The following is a 24,130-nucleotide window of genomic DNA, read 5'->3' as shown; positions in this document are numbered from 1 at the left end:
CCCTATCGCAGCGCTTCGACAGCCTCGGCGATACGCCCGATCGCTTTTTCGATCAGGTCCATCGACGTGGCTATGGAAATGCGGAAATGCGGCGACAAGCCGTAGGCAGAGCCCTGCACCACCGCGACCCGCGCCTGATCGAGCAGGTAAAGCGAGAAGTCGCCGTCGCTGCCGATAGGAGTGCCGTCCGGGCGGCGACGACCGATCAGGGCCGAGCAATTGGGATAGAGATAGAAGGCGCCCTCGGGCGTCCGGCAGGTGAGACCGGGAATCGCGCGCAGCAGATCCAAAGCGCGGTCGCGCCGTGCCTGGAATTCGAGCGCCCGAGGGCGAAGAAAGTCCTGAGGACCTTCCAGTGCGGCAATGGTCGCGGCCTGCGAGATGGATGACGGGTTCGACGTGCTTTGGCTCTGCACGGTCGCCATGGCGCGGATCAGCGGTTCCGGCCCGCCGGCATAGCCGATCCGCCAGCCGGTCATGGCATAGGCCTTCGACACCCCGTTCACTGTCAGCGTACGGTCCTTCAGCCTCGGCTCGACGCCGGCGATGGTATGGAAGGTTCGTCCATCGAACAGGATATGCTCGTAGATGTCGTCGGTCAGAACGTGCACATGCGGGTGATCGAGCAACACCCCCGCCAGCCCCGCAAGTTCGTCGCGGCTATAGACGGCGCCTGTCGGGTTGGAAGGCGTGTTGAGCAGCAGCCATTTGGTGCGCCCGGTGATCGCGGCTCGCAGGGCTTGCGGTGTCAGTTTGAAGCCCTGCGGCTCCGTGCAGGGAACGACCACGGGCTTGCCTTCGCCGAGCAGGACGATGTCGGTGTAGGAAACCCAATAGGGCGCTGGGACAACCACCTCGTCGCCGGGGGCCAGCGTTGCCAGCAGGGCGTTGTAGATGATCTGCTTGGCGCCGCCCGCGACACTGATTTGCGAAGGCTTGTAATCGAGGCCGTTCTCGCGCCTGAATTTTCCGGCCACCGCCTTCTTCAGCGCGGCGGTGCCGTCGACCGCCGTATAGCGCGTCTCCCCCCTGCGCATCGCCTCGTAGGCTGCCTCGACGATGTGCGGAGGCGTCGGAAAATCCGGTTCGCCGGCGCTCAGGCTGATGACGTCGATGCCGGCCGAGCGCATTTCGATTGCCCGCGCGGTGACCGCCATGCTGGGGCTTGGCTTGATGACGTCGAGACGGGGAGCGATCAGGCCCACGGGAAATCCTCGGCATGGCTGCCGCGACGTTGCCGGGCAGGTGATATCTGTTACAAATTGGATAATGTATTCTGTTTTTCACGTCAAACCTCTTTTTCTGCATCGAAGACCGGGTTATGTCTCATTCTGGTGGTGGGCCGATAGGGGAAAGTATCCAATCCTTGTCGCCACGGATGATATTCGAGATAGGGAACGCGATTGGTATGGGCACAAACTATGATGTGGTGATCGTCGGCGGTGGCGTTGTCGGCAGCTCGATCGCCTACTTTCTGTCAGCCAATCCGGATTTCGATGGCAGGATCGCGGTGATCGAGCGGGACCCGTACTACACGGCGTCCTCGTCTTCCTTGTCGACCAGCGCCATCCGCCAGCAGTTCGGCACGGCGCCCAACATTGCCATGTCGAAGTTCAGCATCGACTTCCTGCGCCAGGTAAAGACGCGGCTTGCCATCGGCGACGAGTTGGCCGACATCGGCCTGCATGAGCCCGGCTACCTCGTGCTGGCGACACCCGAGCGGGCAGACGCGCAGCGTGCCAAGAATCGCGTTCAGCGCGGCATGGGCGTCGACGCCGAACTGATCGAGCAGGTCGATCTGGCACGACGCTTCCCGTGGCTCAACACGGACGATCTCGCCCTTGGCTCGCTCGGCCTTGGCAGCGAAGGCTGGTTCGACGGCCCCGGCCTGATGCAGGCCTTCCGTCGGAAGGCGCGCACGCAGGGCGTGAACTATCTTGCCGCGACGGTGACCGGACTGACCATGGCGTCTCCCCAAAAGGTCGGCGAAGTGGTGCTCGACAATGGCGACCGGCTTGCCGCCGGCACGGTGATCAACGCGGCCGGACCATGGAGCGCGGGCATTGCCAGGATGGCCGGCGCCGAGCTGCCGGTTGTCCCGAGCAAGCGCTGCGTCTTCGTCTTCGAAACGCCGGCAAGGATCGAAAACTGCCCCTTCGTCTTCGACACGAGCGGCTTCTGGCTGCGGCCGGAAGGTCAGCTCTTCCTGTGCGGTATTCCGCCGGTGCGCGAGAACGAGCCGGACGATTTTGGCCTAGATGTGGATTACGACTTGTTCGACGAGTTGATCTGGCCGGCGCTCGCCCATCGCGTGCCCGGCTTCGAACAATTGCGCATGCTGCGCGCCTGGGCGGGGCTCTACGAATACAACACCTTCGACCACAGCGGCATCATCGGCCGGCATCCCGAGGTGTCGAACTTTGTCCTGGCCACCGGCTTCAGCGGCCACGGCATGATGCATGCAGCGGCGACCGGGTCGGGCGTCAGTGATCTCATTGCCTATGGCGAGTACCGCTCTGTCGACCTGTCGGCCTTCCGCTACGAACGGATCGCTGGCAATCAGCCTATCGAGGAACATGTCTACTGAAGCGAAACGGGCGACATGGCATCGCAGTGACAACGGTGCTATGCGTCCACTTCTTCAATCAAAACGGCGCCAGTCAACAAACACGGCGGCCGCCTCAGGCTGATTCATGCTCGTACAGAAGAAAACCATCTCGACCCAGGTCGCCGATGCCATCAGGCAGAAGATCCTGATCGGCGAATACGAGGCCAACTTCCAGCTGCGGCAGGAGCATCTGGCCACCGAGTTCGGCGTCAGCCGAATTCCGGTGCGAGAGGCGCTGCATCAGCTTCATTCGGAAGGCTTCGTCACGCTGGTTTCCCACAAGGGCGCCGTCGTCACCTCCATTTCCCTGGACGAGATCCTCGAGCTCTACGAATTGCGAGCCCGGATCGAAACATGGCTGCTGGCCCTGGCCATTCCAAGGATGACGGAGGCAGACCTCGCGCTGGCTCGCGAGCGCGCAAAGCAGCACCAGGAGCAGGGCAAGACCGGCGAGTACTCGAACCAGCTCAACTGGAACTTCCACGCCGCGCTCTACGCGCCGTCCGGCCGCAAGGCGACGATCGAACTGGTCGGGCGCATCTACCAGCAGCTGGAACGCTACACGCGCATGATGGTGACGCTCACCGAGATCCAGGCCCAGTCCGACCGCGACCACTGGCAGCTCATCGACCTGTGCGAAGCCAAGGATACGCTGCGCGCCGTCGGCCTTTTGGAAATGCATATCATCACCAGCGGCAAATTCCTGGTCGACCGGCTTCAGGAATTGCGGGGCAGCTGATCAGTCGCCCCGTCTCCTTGTCCAGCCCCAATCCTTCGCGCGAAGATCATTTGCCGGGCAGATTGGTCGCCCGGGTCAGCAGGATCACGCCTGCCTTGTCGGCTGTGTCGTAGTAGGTGAAGCCGGTGCGGTTTTCCCGGCGCCCGCGCATCAGCACGGCAAGTCCGTCGGTTTTCGCCTTGGTTTCGGCTGCGTCCGCATCACGAACCTCGAAGCCGATATGGAAGACACCTTCACCCTTGCTGTCGAGATGAATTCGCTGCGGTGAAGGATCGCCGTTCGGCTGGCACAGCTGCAGCTGAACGTTCGGCAAGTTGCAAATCCGATATTGCATCGCCTTGAAACCCTCGGGGCTTGGGACCTGCAGTTCTTCGTATTCAGCCAGCGGCGGATAGGGCTCCCATGGCCCGATGCCGATGGAGTCGTAGTAGGCCTGCGCCTTGTCGATATCGTGCACGACGATGCAGATGTGATGCAGCTTTTCGAAATTACCCATGTCGTCACTCCCCATTCTTCTCACTCCTTGATCGGGACCGTATAGTTCAGCACGCGGCGCCCCCCGTCGGGGTAGATCGTCTCGCCGGTGATGTAGGAAGCGTCGTCGCTGGCCAGGAACGCCACGACCGAGGCGATCTCGGCTGCCGTGCCGAGGCGCCCGAGCGGTGTACGCGAAAGGACCGCCCGTCTCATTTCTTCCGAATCGATGAATGTCCCGTCCATGACCATGTCCGTGGCGATGGTGCCCGGGCCGACACCGACCACACGGATGCCATGGGGAGCGAAGGCGACGGCCGCGGTGCTGGTGACCTGGTTCATGCCGCCCTTGGAGATCGCGTAGGTGGCGACACGCGGGTTGGCGAGGCCCGAATTGATCGACGACATGTTGATGATGACGCCGCCTCCACCCTGCGCGATCATCTGGCGGGCGGCCGCCTGGGTGCCCATGAACGCGCCCTTCAGATTGACGGCGAGAACCCTGTCGTAGTCCGCCTCTGTGATGTCGAGAAAGTCCTGGACCGGAGCGATGCCGGCATTGTTGACCATGATGTCGACACGGCCGAACTTCGCCACCGCCGCTGCAATCAGCCCATCGATCTGTTCCTTCTTGCTGACATCCGTAACGACCGCCAGGACGCTGTCGGTGGTGCCGATTTCAGCGGCACATTTTTCTAGCTCCACGGCATTGATGTCGCCGAGCACGAGCTTCGCGCCTTCGGCCAAAAAGCGTTCCGCGCAAGCGCGTCCGATGCCGCGCGCTGCGCCTGTGACAACAGCCACCTTGCCTGCCTGTCTCATGTCCAATCCTTCGATCATTTGTAAGTCGGCCACCGTCTCAAGGAGTATGGGCCGAGCTTGGCTAGGGGATTCTCCCACCGAAGCCTAGCCTAGCGGATAACGAAGGGATTGGCGGTCTTGCCTGCGGTGTCTATCCACACCGTCTTGGTCTGCAGATAGGAATTGATGGCGTCCTGCCCGCTTTCGCGCCCGATACCGCTCCTCTTGTAGCCGCCGAAGGGCGCCATGTAGGAGACGGCACGGTATGAATTGATCCAGACCATCCCCGCTTCCATCGCGGCCGCGCCGCGCAGCGCCCTGCCCATGTCGCTGGTCCATATTCCCGCCGCCAGCCCATAGGGGCTGTCATTGGCAATGGCGAAGGCCTCGTCCTCGTCGTCAAAGGGGATGACGGACAGGATCGGCCCGAACACCTCCTCACGCGCGATCCGCATGGTGTTGTTCACGCCGGTGAAGATGGTGGGCTCGACGAACCAGCCCTCGGCCAATTCACCCGAGGCCGGCTTGCCGCCGCCCAGCACGCAAAGCGCACCCTCGCGGCGCGCGATGCCGAGATAGGACAGCACCTTCTCGCGCTGGGCTTGCGTGGTGATCGGCCCGACCTGCGTCTCTTGCAGCGCCGGATTGCCCAATCGAGCGCTCGCCGCCAGCGTTATGACGCCTTCCACGAACCGGTCGTGGATTTTGCGATGCACCAGCAGCCGCGAACCCGCGATGCAGGTCTGGCCACTGGCCGCGAAGATGCCTGAGATCGCGCCGTTGACCGCGCTCTCGATATCGGCGTCGTCGAAGACGATGTTGGCCGATTTGCCGCCGAGCTCCAGCGTGACGACCTTTAGCTGCTCGGCAGCCGCCCGATAGACCGCGATCCCGCCAGGCTCACCACCGGTGAAGGCGATCTTGGCGACGTCGGGATGAGAGACGAGTGGCGCGCCGACATCAAGCGGCATGCCGGTAACGGTGTTGACCACGCCGGGCGGGAAGCCTGCCCGCGCAAACAGTTTCACGAACTCCAGCGTCGAGGCCGAGGCGTGTTCCGACGGTTTGATGACGACAGTGTTGCCTGCCGCCAGCAGCGGCGCGAGCTTCCATGTCAGAAGCAAAAGCGGCGAGTTCCAGGGCACGATTGCCGCGATGACGCCCAGCGGCTCGTGGCGGGTGAAGGCGAACATGCCCGGCTTGTCGATCGGCAGCACCGACCCTTCGATCTTGTCGGCAAGACCGCCGAAATAGCGGAACCATTCCGGGATGTAATGCAGCTGCGCCGTCATTTCGGTGAGCAGCTTGCCATTGTCGCGCGTCTCGATGGCGGCAATGCGATCCGCGTTCTCCGCGATCAGCTCAGCCAGCCGCACGAGCAGCTTGCCGCGCGCGGTGGGCGTGATCCCGGCCCACTCCTTCGACCGGAAAGCAGCCTTGGCGGAGGCTACGGCGGCATCCACCTCGGCCTGTCCATCGCGCGGAATCAGCGCCCAGGGCCTGCCGGTGAACGGATCATGGCTCTCGAATGTATCGGCTGTCGATTGCAACCGACCGCCGACCGTGTTCTGGAAACTGACCAGCGCCATATCGACCTCAACAGGTGGCAAAGCCCAGATGGGCGCGAAAGCGGTTCTTGACCTCGACCGCGTCGCGCGGCGGCAGCGAGCGCGGCAGGTTCTCGGCGGTGATTTTGAGCACGAAAAGGCGCGGACCGTCGGCCGGGCGCCGAAGTTCTCCACAGAGCGTGTCGACCTCCTCCAGCGTACGCAGCTCGGCGGTCTTCGAAAAACCGCAAGCGGCCGCGACCTTGTCGAAACCAATGCCCTTGCCGGTATGGCTGGACTGCATGCCGGTCTCGCCGAAATGCTGATTGTCGAGCACGATCAGGTCGAGATTTTTCGCCCGCGCCACCGAGATCGTCGCCAGCGAACCGAACGCCATGAGCTGTTCGCCATCTCCGGTGATCACCATGACCCGCTTGTCGGGCTGGGCCTGGGCAAGCCCCAGGCCGATCAGCGCAGCACCGCCCATGGCGCCCCACAGATAATAGTTGTCGTTGCGGTCACCGGCAGCATGCACGTCGTAGCTCGGCGAGCCGAGACCGGTCACGACCAGGGCGCCATCGCGGGCGTCGAGCAGCTTCTTCACCGCAACCCGGCGGTCCATCGTCGGTAAATTCATCTCGCTCACCACTTCTTCTTGCCGAGCAGCCGCTGCCCGATCAGCACGGCAATCTGCTGGTCGGCGTCGAAAGCCATCAAGGCTGCCTGCGCCACCGTCTCCACCAGGTCGGGACCGGTTTCGGCGCGCAGCACCCTGAGCCCGATCGCCTTCAGCGACGCCTCCGTCGCCTGTCCCATCGGCACCTGCCACGGGTTGAACTCGGCCCATTCGCCCCGCATCGTCACCAGGACGAGCAAGGGGAAGCGCGCCTGCACGGGAAGCGACAGCATGTTGATGCAATTACCGACACCGGAGGATTGCATGAGCACGACGCTCCGCCTGCCACCGAGCCAGGAGCCTGCTGCGATGGCGATGCCCTCCTCCTCCGTCGTCAGCACATTGGTGACGACTTCGGGATCCTCACTGAAAAGGCGGATCAATGTGGTATGACCGGCATCCGGCACATAGGACATCTGGCTGATGCCGGCAGCCTTGAGCACCTCATAGACCTGATCCGGCCACTGCCTTTCAGACACGGTCGGAGCGGCGGCAAGCGCTGCTGCTTGCGGAGGTTTTGCTTGTATGCTCGCCGTCACCTTGCATCTCCGAGATATTGGACTGGCATCAGACTAGCGCGCTTGACCGATGCAATCTTCGGCTCTTTCTGGTGATCAGATATAATGATATTCGATAGCTAATGGAGTTATCGCAACTGCGCACCCTGATCCACGTCGCCGAACTCGGCAGCCTCAGCAAGGCCGCCGACCGGCTGCACATTGCGCAGCCGGCGCTCAGCCGGCAGGTGCGCATGCTTGAGGAGGAATTGGGCTTTGCCCTTTTCCTGCGCCATGGTCGCGGCATGGTGCTGTCCGAGCAGGGCAAGGAGGTGCTGGCGCACGCCATGCGCGTGATGGCCGAGATCGACGAGATCCGCGCCACGGCCACGCCCGCCGATGCGCCGCTGACCGGCGAAGTGGCCATCGGCCTGCCGCCCACCGTTGCCGACATTATTTCGCTGCCGCTGGCGGCCGCCTTCGGCAAGGCCCATCCCAAGGCCAAGCTCAGACTTGTCAGCGCCTACACCGGCAATCTGCTGGACTGGATGCACCGCGGCGAGGTGGACGTTGCGGTGCTCTACGACCCGCGCATGGCGCGTTCGCTGCGCTCGCGACCGCTGCTCCTGGAAAACCTGTTCCTGATCGGACCGCCGGACGCGGGTTTTTCAACCGTGCGCGCCGTATCGTTCGCCTCGCTCGCGGGCAAGCGCCTGCTGCTGCCCAGCATCAAGCACGGGTTGCGCATCATCGTCGAGCGCTGCGCCACGGATGCCGGCATCACGCTCGATGTCGGCATCGAAGCGGACTCATACTCCGCGCTGAAGGACCTGGTGCGCAACGGCCATGGCTGGACGATCCTGCCGCTCGCTCCTATCCATGCCGACGTGACCGCCGGGCTGCTCACTGCCGCGCCGTTGATCGATCCGGTGCCCGTGCGCCGCCTGATCCTTGCCTACCCGGCGGACCGGCCTGCCTCGCGGCTGGCGCGGTTTGCCGGACAAGCGATCGAGGACATCGCCAAGGATCTTGTCGGGAGGGCCGTCTGGGTCGGCCAGCTTCTCGGCCCTTCGACATAAGCATTCGAATTCCGTTATATCTGCTCACGTCCGCCCTGCATTGCTGACAGGACATGGAGGCGCGATAGTGAGGCCCGCAGCAAGACGAAAGCCGGATAAATCTCATGGAACACTACCAGGACATTCGGGATGCCGTCGCCAGGTTGTGCGCGCGCTTTCCCGGAGAATACTGGCGCGCACTCGATAGGGACATGACCTACCCCGGTGAATTCGTCGCGGCGTTGACGGAGGCCGGCTGGCTCTCGATCCTGATACCGGAGGCGTATGATGGCTCGGGGCTGCCGCTTTCGGCCGCCGCTGCCGTGCTGGAGGAAATCCAGCGCGCCGGCTGCAATGGCGGCGCCTGCCATGCCCAGATGTACACGATGGGCACGCTTGTTCGCCACGGCTCGGAAGCGCAGAAGCAGCGATACCTGCCGAAGATCGCCGCGGGAGAATTGCGCCTGCAGGCATTCGGCGTCACGGAACCGAGCAGCGGTACCGACACCGGCGCGCTCAAGACCACTGCTCGCCTCGACGGCGATCATTTCGTGGTCAAGGGCCAGAAGATCTGGACCAGCCGTGCCGAGCATTCCGATCTGATGCTGCTGCTGGCGCGGACCACGCCGCTGAAGGACGGCATGAAAAAGACCGACGGCCTCTCCGTCCTCATCGTCGACATGCGCGAAGCCGTCGGCAACGGCCTCACCATCCGGCCGATCCGCACCATGATGAACCATGCCACCACGGAAGTCTTCTTCGACGATCTGCGCGTGCCGGCCGAAAACCTAATCGGCGAAGAGGGAAAGGGATTCCGCTACATCCTCTCGGGCATGAACGCCGAGCGTATCCTGATTGCCGCCGAGTGCATCGGCGATGCGAAATGGTTCATCGAAAAGGCCAGCACCTACGCAAAGGAGCGGCATGTGTTTGGCCGGGCGATCGGCCAGAACCAGGGCATCCAGTTTCCGATCGCCCGGGCCTACGCCAACATGCGGGCTGCCGAACTGATGGTGCGGGAGGCGCTGAACCTCTACGAGGCCGGCAAGAACCCCGGCGCCGAAGCCAACATGGCCAAGATGCTGGCGGCCGACGCTTCGAACGAGGCCGCCAATGTCTGCATCCAGACGCATGGCGGGTTCGGTTTCGCGGAAGAGTACGATGTGGAGCGCAAGTTCCGCGAGACACGGCTCTATCAGGTCGCGCCGATCTCGACCAACCTCATCCTGTCATACCTTTCCGAGCACGTGCTTGGACTGCCGCGTTCCTACTAGGAGTCGTCCGTGAACGTCCTCATCGTCTATGCCCACCCGGAAGCAAAATCCTTCAACGGCGCCATGAAGGATCTCGCCGTGGAAACCCTGACCCGCGCAGGCCACGACGTCGTCGTCAGCGACCTCTATGCGATGGGCTTCAATCCTGTCGCCGGGCCTGGCGACATATCAGGCGAGCGCAACGATCCGGACTTCTTCAGCCTGTCGCGCGAGCAGACCGCCGCCTACGAGACCGGCGCACTCTCGGCCGACATCAATACCGAGATCGAAAAACTGAAGCGGGCGGACTTCGTGCTGTTCCAGTTCCCGGTCTGGTGGTTCGGAATGCCCGCAATCCTCAAGGGTTGGGCCGACCGTGTCTTCGCGCGCGGTTTCGCCTATCTGCCGGGCCGCAAATACGACACCGGCATGTTCAGGGGGAAGCTCGCCATGGTGGCCGCCACCACGGGCACGTCGGCCGACACCTACGCGCCCGATGGCATCGACGGCGACATCCTCACGGTGCTGTGGCCGATCCACAATGGTCTGCTGCGCTATTCCGGCTTCGACGTGCTGCCGCCCTTCGTCGCCTATATGCCGGGCCGTGTCGGTGATGACGGCCGCAAGGGCTACCTGGAAGCCTACCGCAAGAGGTTCGAAGACATCGACGGCACGCCGCGACTGTTCTTCCACGCCGCCGAGGATTACGGCAAGGACGAGCGGCTGAAGCCCGGCGTGCTCGCTCGTTCCGGGGTGCAGCGCAATGTCTGACAGCGCCCGCCCGCTGGAGGGCCTGTTTGTCGTTTCGATCGAGCAGGCTGTCGCCGCTCCGCTTTGCACGGTCCGCCTTGCCGACGCCGGCGCGCGCGTCGTGAAGATCGAGCGCCCGGAAGGCGAAACCGCGCGTCACTACGATTCCGCAGTGGAGGGCATGTCGGCTTACTTCGTCTGGCTCAACCGCGGCAAGGAGAGCGCGGTGCTCGACCTGAAGACCGAGCACGACCTGGCTCTCCTGCGCCGGATGGTCGCGCGCGCCGACGTCCTCGTGCAGAATCTCGTGCCGGGCGCCATCGACAGGCTCGGCCTCTCGGCCGATACAATTGCGAAAGAGTTTCCTCGGCTGATAGCCATCAACATCGTCGGCTACGGGCAGGACACGCCCTACGCGGCCATGCGCGCCTACGACATGCTGGTGCAGGCCGAAAGCGGCATCTGCGCCGTTACCGGCACACCGGACACGCCGAGCAAGGTCGGGGTTTCCGCCGCCGACATCGCCACCGGCATGAATGCCCATGCAGCGATACTCGAAGCCTTGTTGGCGCGCCAGAAGACTGGGCGCGGTCGCATTGTCGAGATTGCCATGTTCGACGCCATGGCCGATTGGATGACCGTGCCGCTGCTGCACTACGAATATGCGGGCCGTGAGACCCAGAGATATGGCCTGGCGCACGCTTCGATCTACCCCTATCGACCCTATGCCTGTCGGGATGGCAGCGTGGTCGTGTCCATCCAGCAGAACAATGAATGGAAGCGCTTCTGCACGCTCGTGCTGCAAAGGCAGGATCTGTTCGCCGACGAACGCTTCGCCACCAATACCTGGCGGGTTGCCAACCGCACGGCGCTCGACGCCGTGATCGAACCGATCTTCGCGGCAATCGACTGCGACGAGGCCATAGACCGTCTCGACGAGGCGCAGATCGCCTGGGGCCGGGTGAGTGCAATGCGCGACCTGCCGCACCACAAGGCCCTCCGCCGGACGGAGGTGGCACTGCCGGACGGCAAGCGCATCGCAGTACCGATGCCGGCAGGGCGGCCGGAGGGATTTGCAACGGTTCCCAGCGTCCCCGCGCTTGGAGCCGATACGGACCGGATCCGGTCCGAATTCGCCCCCTGACGAGGACCTCATGAGCCTGGACACAAGCACGCTGCAGGAATGGGTTGGACGCACGCACGAGGTCGAGGATGTTGTGACCCCGCGCCTGCTGGCCAGCTTTGGCGCCACGCTTGGGGACCACGCGGCGCAGACTGCCGAGGGCGCGGCCGCGCCCGGACTGCACTGGTGCCTGACACCCGACATTGCCGAAATGCGAGAACTCGGACCTGACGGGCACCCGGCCAAAGGCGGCTTCCTGCCGCCGGTGTCGCTTCCACGCCGCATGTGGGCTGCCAGCGATGTGCGTTTCATGGCGCCGATCCGCTCTGGCGACCGCATCCGCCGCAACTCGACATTGACCGCCATAGAGGAGAAACAGGGCCGCACCGGCCCGCTCACCTTCGTCGCGGTCCGGCACGACATCGCCAACGATTCCGGTCCGGTCATCGAGGAGGACCAGACCATCGTCTATCGCGGCGCCGAAGCCGCTGCTGCGCCCCCTGCCCCGCCGGCCAATTCGCCCCTGGCCGCATCGCACGAGCGCACGATCGACATCGATCCCGTGCTGCTCTTTCGATATTCCGCGCTGACGTTCAACGGGCACCGCATCCACTACGACGCGCCCTACGCCACGGGGGTCGAGCACTATCCCGGTCTCGTCATCCATGGCCCGCTGCAGGCGACGCTGCTGATGAATTTCGCCACCGCCATTGCCGGCACGTCGCCGCGCCGCTTCTCATTCCGCGGCGTCCATCCGGCGAGCGGCCCACAGCGCCTGCTTCTGAGCGCAACATCCCCAGGCCAGGACGGCATGGCTCTCGAGGCACGGTCGGCCGACGGCCATGTGACGGTGAAGGCCATGGCGCAATGGTGAACTTCGTCATGCCCGTCGTGCCGCTCTTCGTGCCGGGCTCGCGGCCGGAACGGTTTGCCAAGGCCGACAGCAGCGGCGCGGATGCGGTCATTCTCGACCTCGAGGATGCCGTAGCCCCTTGCGACAAGGACCGCGCTCGCGATGCGATTCTCGCCAATGCGGCCACGCTGAAATCCGCCGTTGTGGTCCGCATCAACGCCGCGGGAACCCCCTGGCACGAAGCGGACATCGACGCCGTGCGGCGCCTCGACGGCGTCTCCATCATGCTGCCCAAGGCCGAACGTCCGGAGGACGTTGCCGATATGGCCAAGCACATGGCACGCAGCGTTTCCGTCATCGCGCTGGTCGAGAGCGCCGTCGGTCTCGCCAACTTGCCGGACATATTGGCCACCTCTGGCGTCGTTGCCGTCGCCTTCGGCTCGGTCGACTTCTCGCTCGATCTTGGTTGCGCGCATGATCAGCTGATCCTGCTTACGGCTCGCAACGAAATCGTCTGGCGTTCGCGCGCGTCTGGCCGTGCCGCGCCGATCGACGGCGTAACGACCGACCTGAGCAATCCCGAAGTTACCGAAGATGACGCCCGCCACGCCATGATGATGGGCTTCGGCGGCAAGATGGCTGTTCACCCAAGGCAGATCGAGCCGATTCGCAACGGCTTTCGCCCGAGCGAGAACCAAATCACCTGGGCACGCGACATCGTCGGCGCAGCCTCGTCCGGCGAAGCTGTCCAGGTGAAAGGCGAGATGGTGGATCTGCCGGTCATCGAGCGAGCCAGGCGGATCTTGCACCGAGCCGCTTTGGTCTAAAGGGCATGCGGAGGAGGAACAGTAGATGAACCTGGACACCGCCGATTGGCCGACCGCCAGACTTTGCGCCTTCATCGCCGGACTCGACTTCGAGCAAATTCCGCCGCGCGTCGTTCATTTCGCGCAAGGACTGATGATCGACTGGCTCGGCTCGGCGCTGGCCGGCAAGGGTGCACACCAGGTCGAGATGATCGACGGCTTTGCGCGTGCCATGGGGCCGGCGGACGGCCCAAGTACCATCATCCCGACGCGGCGGCGCACAAGCCCCTATTTCGCAGCGATGGTCAATGCGGCGGCCTCCCATGTCGTGGAACAAGACGACGTTCACAACGGCTCGGTCTTTCACCCGGCGGCGGTGATCTTTCCGGCCGTTTTGGCGGTTGCGGAGGCTGAGGGGAAGACCGGCCGCGAAGTCCTGACTGCCTGCATCGCCGGCTATGAAGTGGGCATCCGCGTAGGAGAATTCCTCGGACGCTCGCACTACGAGATATTCCACACCACCGGCACCGCCGGCGCTGTCGCCGCGGCCGCGGCTGTCGGCAGGTTGATCGGGTTGGACGCAGCCGGGCTCAACCATGCTGTCGGCTCGGCCGGTACGCAGGCGGCAGGTCTCTGGGAATTTCTGCGTGACGCCGCCGATTCCAAGCAGCTTCATACGGCGCGAGCGGCCGCCAACGGCCTGTTTTCTGCCTATCTGGCGCGCGATGGCTTCAAGGGGGCCGAGCAGATCCTCGAAGGGAAAAGAGGCATGGCGGCCGGCATGTCCAGCGACGCCGATCCGGCCCGCCTGACGGACGGGCTCGGCAGCCGTTGGGCAACCGAGGAGACCTCCTTCAAATGGCACGCAGCCTGCCGGCACACTCACCCGGCCGCCGACGCGCTGCAGTCTCTCATGCGCTGCGAAGGGCTCGGTCCGGACGACATCACCGACGTGGTGACCCATGTCCATCAGGGAGCCATCGATGTCCTGGGCGCGGTGGTCACTCCGCAAACCGTCCACCAGGCGAAGTTCTCCATGGGCACGGTCTTGGGGCTGATCGCCGTTCACGGCGTCGCCGACCTCGATGCTTTCGAACACCATGCACTTGCCGACACCCGCGTCGCCCGTTTCCGCGCGAAGGTGCGGATGGAACTCGACGCCGAGGTCGACACCCTTTATCCCAAGCAGTGGGTCGGCAAGGTGAGCGTCACGACCGTTGATGGCCGCAAATTCAATGCCCGCGTCGACGAGCCCAAGGGAGATCCCGGCAACACCCTTTCGAAACAGGAACTGGAAGCCAAGGCTGTACGCCTCGCCGAATTCCGAGGCGGCGCCACCGCCGACGAGATGCGCGCGTGTATAGCCCGCATCTGGAGACTCGATCAGCCCGGAAGCACGGCGCATATATTTGCTGAGAGTTAGCCCGCTATCGCGCCGAAGGACTGCATCCGCCCGAACGGATGGAGAATTGCCCGCGGCCGGTCGTGCTATGGGGCGTGCGCAGGAGCGACCGCAGTTGACTTCAGAGGCGATGTCAGCTTTCGGGAGATCACCCAGTGTCGAACGGCCGACTTGAAGCGCATTGCTGCCATTTGCGAAGATTGAACAAACGCTACTGAATTTGGGTCGTCAATTGCGAACGAGCGCATAACGGGCAGTTCGATTCCTTTCGCGCCGCCCTATGTTGTAAAGCAGTTTGACGATAATGGTGGGCCCGGAGGGCATATTAAAATCCTTGGTTTTGTTGAGTTTTTCGTGGGCCAGAATCTGAAAGCTTCCCGTATCGTTTCGTATGCTCCCGCGACCCCAAACTGCCGACCATAGCTGACCTCGTTTTACGAACGTTGGGAGCAGGGTCCAGAACGGCGGAAATGGGGCCGGAACCTGACTGACAGCTTCGCGACTTCCGGATGGCCCTAGCGGACGTTTTACAAGTCTGGCATGTCCCATCGGAGACTCGACGACGTCGCTAGGCGAGAAGCGCCGAAACGCTTGTCCAATTATCCCCGGCCCGTTCCGCTTCGATCGCCTCATCAGGAGGCCTCTGGTCGCGCACCAACTTGACGATCTGTTAGCCATGGCAATTGTCGACTAGTATACTTAGCTGGAGTGTTCATGCTGAGGTTCTTGTCAGCGCGCCGCAGTCGCTAGAAATCCGGCCGGGCGCCATGCCACAGCCCGGCGCCAGCGAAGTGGTCGTTCACGTCAGCCGTGCCGGCATCTGTGGCTCCGACATTCACATCCTGCATGGCTCCAATCCGTTCGCCGTTCTATCCGCGCGTCATCGGCCATGAGTTCGCGGGCACCGTCACCGCGCTCGGACGCCATGTGACCGCCGTTGCCGTGGGAGGAGGCCGCGCGGTGGTCGACCCCGTGGTGTCGTGCGGCCACTGCTATCCCTGCCGGATCGGCCGTTCCAATGTCTGCGCCAACCTCGAAGTGATCGGCGTCCATCGCGACGGCGGTTTCCGTAACTTCGTCGCCGTCCCGGCGCATAATGCCATTCCAATTCCGGCCGACATGCCGTTCAGTCTGGCGGCGCTGGCCGAACCGATTTCGATTGCCGCCAACGTCTCGACCGCACCGGCTGTGGCTCTGTGATACTGCTGATCAGGGTGCCGGAACCGTCGGCGTCACGGTGCTGCAGGTTGGCAAAATGCATGGTGCCCGCTGCATCGTGGCCGACATCGATGAAGCTCGCCTCGAGCGGGCGCTACGCTTCGGTGCCGACAAGGTGATCCACTCCGTGCGCGATCCCGTGCCGGCTCGCGCCTGAATCGCCGGCTGTTGCCACGCGTCGTCGAATGGCTGGCCGACAAGCGGCTCGATCCGCAAGGCATGATCAAGTAGCCTATAACTAATTGAAATTGCATTAAAATATCCCTATAATCCCAAAAGAGACCGACACCAGAGCCGTCAAAAAATTACGCTTTTGGTTTTAAAGGGAATTCGCCGCAAAGAATTTTCGAGGGTTCACCAACTATCGGGACCAATCGGGCGATTTTTGTACCTCACGACGTTCGACGGCCTGCCCAAGCCGTTTAAAGAAGTACCGTCACCGCTCCAATAAGGCATTGGCATGGGCCATAACGATCGACAAGCAACCGGTGTCGCACACACCCTGCAGCGGGTGGTGTGTTGCGACCGCGCTGGCATCCACTCGATTTTTGCTGAAATTCCGGCTAGCTTGGCGACAGATGGCTCAATTTCTGGTCGGTGAATCACAATGAGACCGCCCGTCAAGAGAATAATGGGCGGCACCTTTGGTCCCGAGGCGAGTGCAATGGCGCACGAATGAATTCTACAACAATGCGCCGTGCGACGCCAGCGACCTTGCCCTTTCGTATGCGATCAAGCAATTGGCTATATGGGCAAGATAGGGGAATTTCACCTTTACCAGTCCGGATCGGAATCAAAAGGGATGATTTCTGCCGATTTTTTTGACATCGCTTTCCTCCTCGATCCATCCCACAATACAACAGGAAGTCTCTGCTCACACCCGCGCGGCGATATCCGCCACCCATCTAGTTCCGGACTCGCGATCAGAAAGCATATCTGAACGGCATTCCATAGAAGCAATATAAATTGAAAATTGCGGCCAAACCCAGGATGGTTTCGAAGCCGGCGGGCCACTCACGGTCTCAAGGCGAGAATTTAAGAGACGTTCAAGAATGACCCAGCACGCAGAAAACGCTCGAATTCTCATGTACAGCCACGACACGTTCGGGCTCGGCCACTTGCAGCGCTGCCGGACTATCGCGCATTCGCTGGTCGAGGATTTCCGTGGGCTTCAGGTGCTTATCATTTCGGGTGCGACTATCGCCGGCGCCTTCGACTACCGCGCCCGTGTCGACTTCGTGAAGATCCCCAGCGTCATCAAGTTGCGCAACGGCGAATACACCTCGTTGGAAAAGGACATCGATCTGCATGAGACGCTAAGGATGCGTCAGTCGATCATTCGCCACACAGCCGAGACCTTCCGGCCGGATATCTTCATCGTCGACAAGGAACCGCTCGGCCTGCGCGGTGAGATTGAGGACACGCTGTCCTACCTCAAGACGCGGGGCACCACGCTGGTGCTTGGCCTGCGCGAGGTGATGGATGCACCGCATCTGCTCGAAGCAGAGTGGGCGCGCAGGGATGTGATGCGCAAGATAGGCCTGTTCTACGACAAGGTCTGGGCCTATGGCCCGCCGGATTTCTACGATCCATTGACCGGCTTGGATGTGCCGCCGGCTGTCAGGGCAAAAATGAGATTCGTCGGTTTCCTGCAACGGAGCCTGCAGCGGAACCAGTTGCCCGGCCACCGGCCAGAGGGCGACTATATCCTGGTTACCACCGGTGGCGGCGGCGACGGCGCCGAATTGATTCACGACGTCATCGATGCTTATCAGCACGATCCGAAATTGCAGCACAAGGCGCTGATCGTGCTTGGGCCTTACATGCCGGCTCGCAAGCGCAACAAGTTGCTGAAGAAGGGGGCCACGATCCCCTACATCAAGATTATCGAGTTCGACAACCGCATGGAAGACCTGATTGCCGGCGCCAAGGCGGTAGTGGCGATGGGCGGTTACAATACTTATTGCGAGATACTATCTTTCGACAAGCCGGCGCTCATCGTGCCGCGCATCGAACCCCGCCAGGAACAACTGATCCGCGCGCGGCGCGCAGCCGAACTGGGCCTCGTCGAAATGCTTTTGCCGGAGGAAGCCAAGGACTCGCAGCGATTTGCCGATGCACTGGTGGCGCTGCCGAATCGGCCTCGTCCATCCCAGAGTAATCCACATCTGACCCTGGAAGGGCTCCCTCATATTTCCGAAATCGTCGCGGAATTGCTCGACCGGCAGGCTGGCCCTCACCTTTCGGTTATTGAAGGCATGAACTGAGTTGCAACATCGCAAGATCGTCGTGGTTCTGAAGGGTTATCCGCGCCTGTCGGAAACCTTCATCGCGCAGGAACTGCTCGGACTGGAGCGTGCGGGGTTCGATCTGATACTCGTTGCGCTCAGGCGGCCGACCGACGCAAAACGCCACCCCGTGCATGACGAGATCAAAGCGCCCGTCCATTATCTGCCGGAATATCTGCATGAAGAGCCGCTGCGCGTGGTTCGCTCGCTTTCTGCTTGTTTGCTGCGGCCGGGCTTCTGGCGTGCACTGGGATCGCTGGCCGTCGATATGCCGCGCGACTTTACGCGCAATCGCGCGCGCCGTTTCGGGCAAGCGCTCGTGCTAGCGGCCGAATGGCCCGAAGACGCGGTATGGCTGCATGCGCATTTCGCGCACACGCCGGCATCGGTGACGCGCTATGCCAGCCAGCTTCTTGGTCTGCCCTGGAGCTGCTCGGCCCATGCCAAGGACATCTGGACTTCGGCGGATTGGGATCTGGCCAGCAAGCTTTCCTCGGCGCGCTGGACGGTAACTTGCACGAAAACCGGCTTCGACCGTCTGAAAAAACTCGCCGACGGCAACTCGTCAGTGCATTTGAGCTATCATGGGCTCGACCTTGATCGCTTCGGCATTTTCGGCGAGGCACGAAAACAGCATGACGGCTCGGTGCCGGACGAACCGGTTATCGTTCTGAGTGTCGGGCGCGCCGTTGCAAAGAAAGGTTACGACACCTTGCTGGAGGCCCTTGCCCTCTTGCCCGGTGATTTAGCGTGGCGTTTCGAGCATATTGGCGGCGGCGAGGAACTGGAACGGCTCAAGGCGTTGGCGCAAAAGCTCGGACTGGATGGTCGCATCTCTTGGAAAGGCGCGCTCGCGCAGGAAGAGGTGCTTGAGCACTACCGCCGCGCCGATATCTTCGCCCTGGCCTGCAGGATCACCGCAAATGGTGACCGCGATGGTCTGCCGAATGTTCTGGTGGAGGCGGCCAGCCAGCGGCTTGCCTGCGTGTCGACCGATATCTCCGGCGTGCCGGAGCTTTTATCGCCGGATGAAACCGGGCTGCTGGTTCCGACGGAAAACCCAATTGCCCTGGCACAGGCGCTGGAGCGGCTGATCCGTGATCCCGTGCTGCGTGCCCGCCTCGGCGACACCGCAGAGGCGCGCGTGCGCGGCAATTTCGATCACATGGCAAGCATTGGACAGCTCAAGGAGCTGTTCGAACGGGAGTGGCGGGCCGCCGAATGAAGCGGCTGCGCGCGTTCTTCTATGTCCAGCACCTGCTCGGCATCGGCCATCTCGCGCGCTCCAGCCGCGTCGCGGCGGCTCTGGTCGATGACGGGTTTGACGTAACCATCGTCACTGGCGGAGCGCCGGTCGCGGGGTTTCCGGGATCGGGGGCAATATCTGTAACCCTGCCATCTGTCACCTCCGGTGATGAAGGATTTTCCGGTCTTGTCGACCTGCAGGGCAAGCCCATCGACGATGATTTCAAGAAACGGCGTTCCGAGATGCTGCTGCAGGCATTCCGGGATTGCAGGCCTGATATCGTCATTGTCGAGGCGTTTCCATTTGGGCGCCGGCAGATGCGTTTCGAACTCTTGCCGCTGATCGAGGCCATCGACGCGGCGTCGCCCAGACCGCTGCTGGTGACGTCAGTCCGTGATATCCTTCAGGAGCGCGTCAAGCCGGGCCGAAACGAGGAAACGGTCGCTCTCGTTAACAGGCATTTTGACCTTGTCATGGTCCATGGCGATCCGGCTTTCGCAACCATCGACAAGACATTTCCACTGGCGGGAGCGATCAGGGCCGAGGTTGCGTACACGGGGCTCGTTGCCGCGCCACCAGCGCCCGCGGCCTCCGAGCGTTTCGACGTTGTGGTGTCGGTTGGCGGCGGGGCCGCCGGAAAGAGCCTTGTCCGGTCCACCATCGCATTAGCGCGGAATGCCGACAACGCCTGGAAATGGTGTCTGATCACCGGCCCAAACCTGCCGAAGGACGAATTTGACGCGATTACACGCGATGCGACGCCGCGCCTGTCCATCTTCCGGTTTCGCGAGGATTTCGCCAGCTTGCTGACCGGCGCCCGCCTGTCGGTCTCGCAGGCGGGTTACAACACTGTCTGCGATGTCCTGCGCGCGCGCTGTCGCTCGCTGCTCGTTCCCTTTGCAGCCGGCGGGGAAACGGAACAGACGGTTCGAGCCCTTATGCTCGAAGAGCTCGGCCTTGCAACGGTGCGGATGGAAAAGGACCTGACGCCTGAGTGTCTGGCGCAAGCGATCGAACAGGCGCTTGCGGGACCGGCGCCAGCGGCGCATCGTCTCGATCTGGAAGGCGCCCGTCACTCTGCGCAAATCCTGCGCGAGCGGCAACGAACCTGGTCCTCGAAATCCTAACGCAGGTCGCATCTCGTTGGATTCGCGAAACGCGCTTCAAACAGTTCCAATCAGCATGAAGCGCGTATATTTTTTTGTCGGCAGTTCGCCGGAGAACCTGATCTCCCGTAGCGCCGCCATTGCTTCGAAGGCTGCAAGCGAAGCCACGCAGTTGATGTGCGTCGGCTCGCTGAAGTAATCGTTCGATTGCAGCAGCACATTCGTGCCCCGCGGAAGCAGGGCAAGCCAGGCACCCAGCTCGGCTATGTGTTCGCAGCTCGTATTGACCACTAGGTCGGGCCGCCCGGCGGCATAGTCGAGTGCGTACATATCTTCCGTCAGCGCCCGGAAGCGGTCGCCGGCTTCCCGGTTGAGGGTCCGGGCGACCGGCCCGACTTCCGGATCGATGTCGATGCTGTCGATCGCCGCAATGTCGAAACGGGCGTCGTTGAAAAGCATTGCCGGCAATACGCCGTACCATCCACCCAGCACCCATATACGCCCGAACCGGCCGCCGCAGCTTCCAAACAGCTCGTCGAGCGCCCACATCTTGCAAGCGACCTGCTTGTGGTTGAAGGCGTTGGCGATGTCGGCCGTCGGATGCTTGGCGATGACGCGCGCCAGCCCGGCGACGAGAGGGTGGTCGACATAGGCGGCAATTCCCCGGGCGAGATCCAAGGCTTGTTCGTGCCCGCCGGCATTGCGTGCTTGTGTGACATCCATCATATTCGTCCTCTATGTTGGGATTTCGGGCGACACAACGCAATATTGCCTCACGCGAGCCTGTTCGACTTGCGGATAAGACGATGCCGCCAGCCGTTTCGCCGTTGCACGGTGGCGAAGGGGGCCGATTGCGTCTGTCCCGACCAGCGGCGTCCATCCGCGAAGACATTGCCGATACATCGTTTGCCAGCAGGTGCTTTCACCGCCTGCATCCTCCAAACTGACAGTCGCATATGGAACCCAGCCTAGCCCGCTATATCTGGACGCACACCCGGAAGCAGCAGATCTGGATATTGATGATCGTCCTGCTTTCGATGATCCCATATTTCATGTCCTTCGACCTGCCGAAGCTGATCGTCAACGGCCCGATCCAGGGAAAGGGGTTCGAGCAACCCGGCACGACCCTGCCCTTCATGAGATTGCACTATAACCTGCCGTTCATTGGCGAGGTCCAGTTCTTCTCCGGTTTTCAGCTTGACCGCAAGGAGACGCTGCTTGCCCTGAGCCTTGTGTTCCTCTTGCTGGTCGTCATCAACGGCCTGTTCAAACTCTACATCAACACCTACAAGGGCCGCCTCGGCGAACGCATGCTGCGGCGTATTCGCTTCGATCTGATCGATCGTGTGCTGCGGTTTCCGCCGATTTACTTCAAGCGGGTGAAATCCGCCGAAGTGGCGACCATGGTGAAGGATGAGGTGGAGCCGCTGGGCGGCTTTATCGGCGATGCCTTCCTGCAGCCGGTGCTGCTCGGCGGCCAGGCGCTGACGGCCATGCTGTTCATCATGGTCCAGAACGTCTGGCTCGGAATGATAGCGGTGGTGATCGTGATCATCCAGATCGTACTCATCCCGCGGATGCGGCGGCGGCTGCTCGTGCTTGGGCGCCAACGGCAGTTGACGGCGCGCGCGCTTTCTGGCCGGGTTGGCGAAATCGTCGACGGCATCGGCGCGGTTCACGTCCACGACACGTCGAACTACGAGCGCGCCGACATAGCTGTCAGGCTAGGGCTCATCTTCAAGATCCGCTTCGATCTTTACCAATGGAAATTCATGGTAAAGTTCCTCAACAATTTTCTCGCACAGCTCACGCCCTTTCTGTTCTACATGATCGGCGGGTATCTGGTCATCGGGGGCCGGCTGGACGTCGGCCAGCTCGTGGCGGTGATCGGAGCCTACAAGGACCTGCCCGGACCGATGAAGGAACTGATCGACTGGGATCAGGATCGGCAGGATGTCCAGGTCAAATATCAGCAGGTCGTTGAACAGTTCACCGTCGAGGACATCATTGCGCCGGGAATCGCGGCACTGACGATCGACGATCCCGGTCCGATGACAAACCCGCTGTCGGCGGTCGGTCTCTCCATGGCAGACGATGGCGGTGCAATGCTCCTCAACCGTGTCTCCATGCAGGTCAAGCCGGCTGAGACGGTGGCGCTGGTCAGCACCCCGACAGGCGGAGCGGAGGCGCTAGCAGAAGCCTTCGCGCGTCTGAACTGGCCAGAGAGTGGAAAGGTCGCTTCGGGCGCCGATGACCTGCTTGAACTCCCCGAAGCTGTGACCGGCCGGCGCATGTCCTACGCCTCGTCGGATGTTTTCCTGTTCCAAGCAAGCCTGCGCGATAACCTGCTCTACGGGTTGAAGCATGCACCGCTGACATCGGTGACTTATGACGGCGCCGCGGCAGACCAGCAGCGCTGGAATATGGACGAGGCGCGCCGGTCGGGCAATCCGGATTTCGACGTCCATAGCGACTGGATCGACTATGCTTCCGCCGGTGCTACCGGCCCGCACGACCTCTTTGAAGCGGTGCGCCGGGTGCTCGACGCGGTTCTTCTGTCGCGCGACATTCTGGATCTTGGCTTGCGCTCTTCGGCCGACCTCACGCGTCACACGAAGCTCGCCGGGCGGATCGTCGAACTGCGTGCAGCGCTGCGAACCCGGCTGGAACAGGAAGGGCTGCGCGAACTGGTGGTTCCTTTCGAGCCGGGCGCTTACAACACGGAAGCGACGATCGGCCAGAACTTGCTTTTCGGCGCCGCCGCCGGCCCCGAACTGGCCGACAAGGCTCTGGCGGCCAATCCCTACTTTGCTTCCGTGCTGAAGCAGGCCGGCCTCGACAGCACGCTCTACGAGATGGGCATGGAGATCGCCGAACAGGCGATCGAGCTGTTTGCCGACCTGCCGCCAGATCACCAGTTCTTCCAGCAGCTCGCCTTCATGAGCGCCGAGGAGATCCCCGCCTACGAGACCTTGCTGCAGCGGCTCAAGAACCGCCCCTACGAGGCGGTTTCGGAGGCCGACCGCGCCATGATCATCACCTTGAGCTTTGCCTATATCGAGCCCCGGCACCGCTTCGGCCTGCTGACCGACGAGTTGATGAGCAAGATCGTCGCCGCACGCAACCAGTTCTATGAAAACCTGCCGCCCGAACTGCACAACGCGATCGAACGGTATGATCCTGCCAAATACATTGCCGCGGCCACCGTCATGGACAATGTCCTATTCGGCCGTGTGGGAAACAACCATCCCGACGCCCCGGACCGCATACGCTCCATCGTCTATGACATTCTTGACGAGCTGGGGCTCTATGCCGAGCTTCTGGATGTCGGCCTGGACTTCAACGTCGGCGCCGGTGGAAGGCGGCTGACCGGCGGACAGCGACAGAAGCTCGATGTTGCCCGGGCTCTGCTCAAGCGTCCCGATTTTCTCATTCTCAACCGGCCGCTGTCGGCGCTCGACCAGCGCATTCAGGACAAGGTGCTGCGAAACGTGCTCGAGGAAGCCAGACGCGACGGCCATTCGCCGGCAATTGTGTGGGTCGTGACGAGTCCGGCAATGGCGATGATGTTCGATCGCGTTATCGTCTTTGACTCGGGTCAATTGGTGGAAGACGGTACACACGAGACACTTTTGGCAGAGAACGGTATCTTCAAGGAACTTCTGTCATAGTCTGGCAGACGCGA

The 24,130-nt window shown here is 62.4% G+C and carries 21 protein-coding genes; 14 read left to right on the top strand and 7 right to left on the bottom strand.

Translation table 11 applies throughout. The annotated features are described in order from the left end of the window. Positions 1–2 precede the first annotated feature (2 nt). On the bottom strand, positions 3–1,205 hold the full coding sequence (locus tag EOA19_RS13285) for a pyridoxal phosphate-dependent aminotransferase (protein WP_128303863.1): 1,203 nt from the start codon (positions 1,203–1,205) through the stop codon (positions 3–5). 203 nt (positions 1,206–1,408) lie between these two features. On the opposite strand from EOA19_RS13285, the gene EOA19_RS13280 reads away from it, so the two are divergent. After that, entirely contained in the window at positions 1,409–2,587 is a 1,179-nt protein-coding gene (locus EOA19_RS13280) for an FAD-binding oxidoreductase (protein WP_128303862.1), read from the top strand. Between the two features lie 106 nt (positions 2,588–2,693). Continuing rightward, positions 2,694–3,347 carry a GntR family transcriptional regulator gene (locus EOA19_RS13275; RefSeq protein WP_027167548.1) on the top strand — a complete coding sequence of 218 codons (654 nt, stop codon included), beginning with the start codon at positions 2,694–2,696 and terminating at the stop codon, positions 3,345–3,347. 46 nt (positions 3,348–3,393) lie between these two features. Here EOA19_RS13275 and EOA19_RS13270 read toward each other — a convergent pair whose 3' ends face one another. From EOA19_RS13270 to EOA19_RS13250, 5 genes are all read right to left on the bottom strand, one after another. After that, positions 3,394–3,843 carry a VOC family protein gene (locus tag EOA19_RS13270; RefSeq protein WP_023809527.1) on the bottom strand — a complete coding sequence of 150 codons (450 nt, stop codon included), beginning with the start codon at positions 3,841–3,843 and terminating at the stop codon, positions 3,394–3,396. Between the two features lie 20 nt (positions 3,844–3,863). Further along, the gene (locus tag EOA19_RS13265) at positions 3,864–4,643 is read right to left on the bottom strand and encodes an SDR family oxidoreductase (protein WP_023809528.1); all 780 of its coding nucleotides are present in this window, start codon (positions 4,641–4,643) and stop codon (positions 3,864–3,866) included. Positions 4,644–4,732: 89 nt separating this feature from the next. Next, positions 4,733–6,211, bottom strand: a complete 1,479-nt coding sequence (locus EOA19_RS13260) for an aldehyde dehydrogenase (RefSeq protein ID WP_128303861.1) — start codon at positions 6,209–6,211, stop codon at positions 4,733–4,735. Positions 6,212–6,218: 7 nt separating this feature from the next. Next, positions 6,219–6,806 (bottom strand): thiamine pyrophosphate-dependent enzyme, encoded by a 588-nt coding sequence (locus tag EOA19_RS13255; RefSeq protein ID WP_128303860.1) that lies wholly within the window; start codon positions 6,804–6,806, stop codon positions 6,219–6,221. Positions 6,807–6,811: 5 nt separating this feature from the next. Next, positions 6,812–7,324 (bottom strand): thiamine pyrophosphate-binding protein, encoded by a 513-nt coding sequence (locus tag EOA19_RS13250; RefSeq protein WP_245486179.1) that lies wholly within the window; start codon positions 7,322–7,324, stop codon positions 6,812–6,814. Positions 7,325–7,485: 161 nt separating this feature from the next. On the opposite strand from EOA19_RS13250, the gene EOA19_RS13245 reads away from it, so the two are divergent. The 11 genes from EOA19_RS13245 to EOA19_RS13195 all read left to right on the top strand — a co-directional run bounded on the left by EOA19_RS13245 (position 7,486) and on the right by EOA19_RS13195 (position 20,466). Next, positions 7,486–8,421 carry a LysR substrate-binding domain-containing protein gene (locus tag EOA19_RS13245; protein ID WP_128303858.1) on the top strand — a complete coding sequence of 312 codons (936 nt, stop codon included), beginning with the start codon at positions 7,486–7,488 and terminating at the stop codon, positions 8,419–8,421. Positions 8,422–8,525: 104 nt separating this feature from the next. Further along, positions 8,526–9,674 (top strand): acyl-CoA dehydrogenase family protein, encoded by a 1,149-nt coding sequence (locus EOA19_RS13240; RefSeq protein ID WP_128303857.1) that lies wholly within the window; start codon positions 8,526–8,528, stop codon positions 9,672–9,674. Positions 9,675–9,683: 9 nt separating this feature from the next. Next, a complete protein-coding gene (locus EOA19_RS13235) occupies positions 9,684–10,424 on the top strand; it encodes an NAD(P)H-dependent oxidoreductase (RefSeq protein WP_128303856.1) in 741 nt (246 codons plus the stop codon). Next, positions 10,417–11,547: a CaiB/BaiF CoA-transferase family protein gene (locus EOA19_RS13230; protein WP_128303855.1), complete on the top strand. Its 1,131-nt coding sequence runs from the start codon at positions 10,417–10,419 to the stop codon at positions 11,545–11,547. The genes EOA19_RS13235 and EOA19_RS13230 overlap by 8 nt, the downstream gene beginning before the upstream one ends. 10 nt (positions 11,548–11,557) lie before the next feature. After that, positions 11,558–12,400, top strand: coding sequence for a MaoC family dehydratase N-terminal domain-containing protein (locus EOA19_RS13225; RefSeq protein ID WP_128303854.1), 843 nt, complete (start codon positions 11,558–11,560; stop codon positions 12,398–12,400). Continuing rightward, complete coding sequence (locus tag EOA19_RS13220; protein WP_128303853.1) at positions 12,394–13,206, top strand: CoA ester lyase; 813 nt, start codon at positions 12,394–12,396, stop codon at positions 13,204–13,206. Before EOA19_RS13225 ends, EOA19_RS13220 begins: the two co-directional genes overlap by 7 nt. 25 nt (positions 13,207–13,231) lie before the next feature. After that, a complete protein-coding gene (locus EOA19_RS13215) occupies positions 13,232–14,608 on the top strand; it encodes an MmgE/PrpD family protein (protein WP_128303852.1) in 1,377 nt (458 codons plus the stop codon). A gap of 825 nt (positions 14,609–15,433) precedes the next feature. Continuing rightward, positions 15,434–15,787, top strand: a complete 354-nt coding sequence (locus EOA19_RS35620; protein ID WP_206638035.1) for an alcohol dehydrogenase catalytic domain-containing protein — start codon at positions 15,434–15,436, stop codon at positions 15,785–15,787. 1,070 nt (positions 15,788–16,857) lie between these two features. Continuing rightward, positions 16,858–18,072, top strand: a complete 1,215-nt coding sequence (locus tag EOA19_RS13205; protein ID WP_128303851.1) for a glycosyltransferase family protein — start codon at positions 16,858–16,860, stop codon at positions 18,070–18,072. Position 18,073: 1 nt separating this feature from the next. After that, a complete protein-coding gene (locus tag EOA19_RS13200) occupies positions 18,074–19,318 on the top strand; it encodes a glycosyltransferase (RefSeq protein ID WP_128303850.1) in 1,245 nt (414 codons plus the stop codon). Then, the gene (locus tag EOA19_RS13195; RefSeq protein WP_128303849.1) at positions 19,315–20,466 is read left to right on the top strand and encodes a glycosyltransferase family protein; all 1,152 of its coding nucleotides are present in this window, start codon (positions 19,315–19,317) and stop codon (positions 20,464–20,466) included. The genes EOA19_RS13200 and EOA19_RS13195 overlap by 4 nt, the downstream gene beginning before the upstream one ends. Positions 20,467–20,502: 36 nt before the next feature. Here the strand turns inward: EOA19_RS13195 and EOA19_RS13190 are convergent, their stop codons facing one another. Continuing rightward, positions 20,503–21,168: a class I SAM-dependent methyltransferase gene (locus tag EOA19_RS13190; protein WP_081734794.1), complete on the bottom strand. Its 666-nt coding sequence runs from the start codon at positions 21,166–21,168 to the stop codon at positions 20,503–20,505. A 233-nt stretch (positions 21,169–21,401) separates the two neighbouring features. Here EOA19_RS13190 and EOA19_RS13185 point away from each other — a divergent pair, with 233 nt between their 5' ends. Further along, positions 21,402–24,116, top strand: coding sequence for an ABC transporter ATP-binding protein (locus tag EOA19_RS13185; RefSeq protein WP_128303848.1), 2,715 nt, complete (start codon positions 21,402–21,404; stop codon positions 24,114–24,116). The last annotated feature ends 14 nt before the right edge of the window (positions 24,117–24,130 follow it).

This window comes from Mesorhizobium sp. M7A.F.Ca.US.010.02.1.1, from assembly GCF_004023085.1.
In the GTDB taxonomy this organism is placed as follows: Bacteria; Pseudomonadota; Alphaproteobacteria; order Rhizobiales; family Rhizobiaceae; genus Mesorhizobium.
The sequence above is the reverse complement of the archived record's forward strand: the minus strand, read 5'-3'. Positions and strand labels throughout refer to the sequence as shown.